4 protein-coding genes are annotated in these 3,396 nt (G+C 55.3%); 2 read left to right on the top strand and 2 right to left on the bottom strand.

Going from position 1 to position 3,396, the window contains the following annotated elements:
• Window positions 1–183: ATP-binding protein (locus ACESWY_RS10205; RefSeq protein ID WP_373094342.1), on the top strand; the 183-nt coding region annotated here is incomplete at its 5' end.
• 12 nt (window positions 184–195) lie between these two features.
• On the opposite strand, the gene ACESWY_RS10200 is transcribed toward ACESWY_RS10205, so the two are convergent.
• Window positions 196–390: a YlcI/YnfO family protein gene (locus ACESWY_RS10200; RefSeq protein WP_117717075.1), complete on the bottom strand. Its 195-nt coding sequence runs from the start codon at window positions 388–390 to the stop codon at window positions 196–198.
• Window positions 391–941: 551 nt separating this feature from the next.
• Window positions 942–1,568, bottom strand: coding sequence for a DUF1648 domain-containing protein (locus tag ACESWY_RS10195; RefSeq protein ID WP_055287380.1), 627 nt, complete (start codon window positions 1,566–1,568; stop codon window positions 942–944).
• Window positions 1,569–2,842: 1,274 nt separating this feature from the next.
• Here ACESWY_RS10195 and ACESWY_RS10190 point away from each other — a divergent pair.
• A partial coding sequence (locus ACESWY_RS10190; RefSeq protein WP_373094340.1) for a hypothetical protein occupies window positions 2,843–3,396 on the top strand: 554 nt, incomplete at its 3' end.

The following is a 3,396-nucleotide window of genomic DNA, read 5'->3' as shown; positions in this document are numbered from 1 at the left end:
GGCTGCGAGCGCCTCTTCACAGACGACTCCTCCCGCTCCTCGCGCGACGGAGGCCGCCACTACGGGCTCGGCCTCCACGTCGCCTCCGAGGCCGCGAGCGCCCACGGGGGCTCCGTCTCGCTCGCCAACAGCCCCTCGGGCGGCGCGGTGGCCACCATCGCGGTCCCCCTGTGCGGGGCCTGACGAATCAGGCCCTCACACTGGCATACCTCGCAACCAAACGCTTCCCGGATAATTCATGAGGCCGTACTCGTATTCGAGCCTGCCTATCTCTGCGGCAAGCGCCTCCGTCATGTAGAAGGTTTTCGTGCGGCCCGTCGACTTCGCCAGGCGGTCGTACCTGTTCGCGAGGTCCTCGGGGGTTCTCAGGGCTGCGGTGGCGGTTGCCATGATGCACCTCCCGGTTAGATGTAATACGTGTATTACTTTCTATCACATCACCCGAACCCCGCACCGGCGTACGGTCGTATCTGCTTTTTTACCTTACATTTTGTCAACCGGCCCATGCTCGGCTTGTTCAGCCGGATTAAATCAACTGTTAAATCAATCCAGGCCTGTAGGGGGCGGTGGAAATCTTTCGAGGACTGGGGGCGCCGTCCCTGGGTCGGCTCCTCGATGGCCGCGGCTGAATTCCCCTGCCATCGGCTGCGTGGGTTCCGGCACGGGGTTCTGGCGCTGCTCGAACTGGGCGCAAGACTCGGCTGTTGGTCGTACCGGACGGCATACGTTTTGAGACCGGCAAGCTGATGCCGGCTCGAGGACAGCGGCCCGGTGCACCGGGCCGATCGATAGCGGTTTCAGGTTCACAGCGCAGCTTCTCAGGGCTCGCATATATAGGAAGACTTGATTGGCAATCGATTTTAATAAAGTCGGCAGCGCATGTCAGAGTTTTCAACAAATTTAACATGCCACCCTTTATATCCGCACGCGCGTAATTCAACTCATAAGGACCGGCTATCCCTTACCTGTGACACAATCTCAAACGCACAGAACAGAATCATCAGTCCAATCATCGCATAAGAGGCAGCCGAACCTTCAAGCACTATTCCACAAAGAACAATCTCCGCGCCGCCAATAAGAACTGTTATCAGGCGCTCTGCCTTTTTGCTCTCGCCGCTCGCATAAAAAGGCGGCAAAGCGCACAAGATCACATATAGCCCGGGAAGGGAATACAGGATCGATAGTCCAAGCCCCCCATCAACCGCAGTGTTTTGCGTAAGAATCAACTGAACCCAAACGGCAATTATCACTGAGCAGGTTGTCGATAAAAGAAGACTAGAAATATAGCACGCAACAAAGTCCCGTCGCATTCGAACAGAGAAATCCGCGAACTCTCTTCGCCGCGTGGAAACAATAAGGTACACAGAAATTGCAATAGAACCAATCAGAGAAAACAGCGGAACAACCAGCAATTCAAGCTTATTACCCCATCGATCAACCACACCCCCACTCCAATGAGCGGGAATTGTATCAGGGAGGACTGACCAAGCCGCCCATAGAATCAGAAATGGAAGAATAGAGAGGATGAAAGATGATAACACTGCAGTAATTTTTTTTGAGGCTCTCATCGATTCCGCATCTCCTTGCGCGCCCACATTCCACTCCGCCTTAAATCAAGTATACGTTTTGAGACCGGCAAGCTGATGCCGGCTCGAGGACAGCGGCCCGGTGCACCGGGCCGATCGATAGCGGTCTCAGGTTCAAAGCGCAGTTTCTCAGGGCTCGCATATATAGGAAGACTTGATCGGCAATCGATTTTAATGAAGTCGACAGCGCATGTCAGAGCTTTCAGCAAACCGCAGGTAAATTCGTATACCAAAAATTGGTACACGGATTTACCTGCGATGTTCATGCTTGGTCAAAAGCCTATCAAGCGATATATCCATTATTTTAATGCGCGCGCCTGAGCTTTTGACTGAAGTGGCAGTCCGACCGCCGGCAGGCGGCCACGCTATATCCAAAGGCCACGCCTACTCCCCGTGCTCGGCTACGTCGACGATCCGGTGCTGCCCGTCGAGTTCCTGCCGCAGAGCTACATCAGGGACGTCTTATTGGGGGACGACCACATGGAACCCCGGGAGATCAAGCTGTACGGCTGATCCATCCGTCAACAACATGTCAAAGCCGCAAAACCCAACAGGATCGCGAACGAGGGGATGAATTGACCGCCCGGGTATTTGCGCCAGGGCGGTCAATTTTATCAACCATGGGTGCGATTCTGTGAGGCCATTTTTCTGGCATCCGCCGTTTGCTCCGGTCTCAACGCACCCATCGACCGTTCAGTAATCTTTGCGAACGCGACCACGTGCGCATTTGTCGAACAATCAAATGTCCGACAATGTCTGACGGAGCTGTCAGATATTCACGCACGAACAGGCGAGCTTCGCGAGCGATTGTAGGCAACTAGTAGCCCCAGCTGCGTCTTTGGCGCAGGTTCGACGTCTGACATCTTGAATGTCTAACGTTGAACGAAGCTGGTTGATAACAAGCAGGTGGAATAAACATGGAGCCCGACACCTCTCGCGCAATCGGCGCGCGGCAAGGGTCTGGCCCGTCTCATATGTTGCCAACGCTAACGGTGAACCTGAGCGCCCGGGCACATTCTTTGTTGGCTGAAACCGGCATAGCAACTAGCGGAAGGCATCATCGAAGGAGTGTGCTGGACAGCACCCGTCTCCTTAACTGTTAGAAATGCAAGTTAATTATCTATGTGGCCAATGTGATGCCGTTGAACCCGCGTATCGATACCGCTCAGCCATTCGCCTCGCCCCCATCTTACGCATCTTCATCCGGTCTGTTACTTTTAATCTAACAATTCTTTGAGGAACGTAGGTGCTTCTAAATGTACTGTCGACTTCTTCTCAAACTAATCCTAAGAGACAAGGCCGTATGGATTTGTACGCTCGTTCTCGCTGCAGCCTTCTCCGTCCCCATTGCGTTCAATTCACCCATCTACGGGCCCTTCTTTATGAAGCAGGGCATGCAGGGCTCTGTCGACGCATTCAATACGCGCGCACCCCAGGCCAGCGGCATAGACCTATCGCCAGAGCAGCAAGCTGACGCGGAGCTTGCAAGATACGCGAACGCCGCCCTCGCCGCTCAAACCGACGCCGCCTTTCTCGACTCTGCCGAGAGCTACTACGCGCTCATGGACGAGGGCTTCCAATCCGGGTCCATCGTGGGGGACCAGGAGACCAATGACGCAGAGCTCGCATATTGCCGTGCCCTGAGCAGCTCCGGCATCGCGGATATCCCGGCCTCCGCAAACGACCTGCCGTTCCTCTCCTTCCTGCCCTACGCCATTGCCCAGGCGCCGTCCTTCCTTCCCTTCATCCCCTTCCTTCTCTCGTCGATACTCGTGCTCGGCGCCACAAGGCCCGGGACCCTGGCGGCAAA

The sequence above is a fragment of the Collinsella aerofaciens ATCC 25986 genome (assembly GCF_964237925.1).
Lineage (GTDB): Bacteria > Actinomycetota > Coriobacteriia > Coriobacteriales > Coriobacteriaceae > Collinsella > Collinsella aerofaciens_BJ.
The sequence above is the reverse complement of the archived record's forward strand: the minus strand, read 5'-3'. Positions and strand labels throughout refer to the sequence as shown.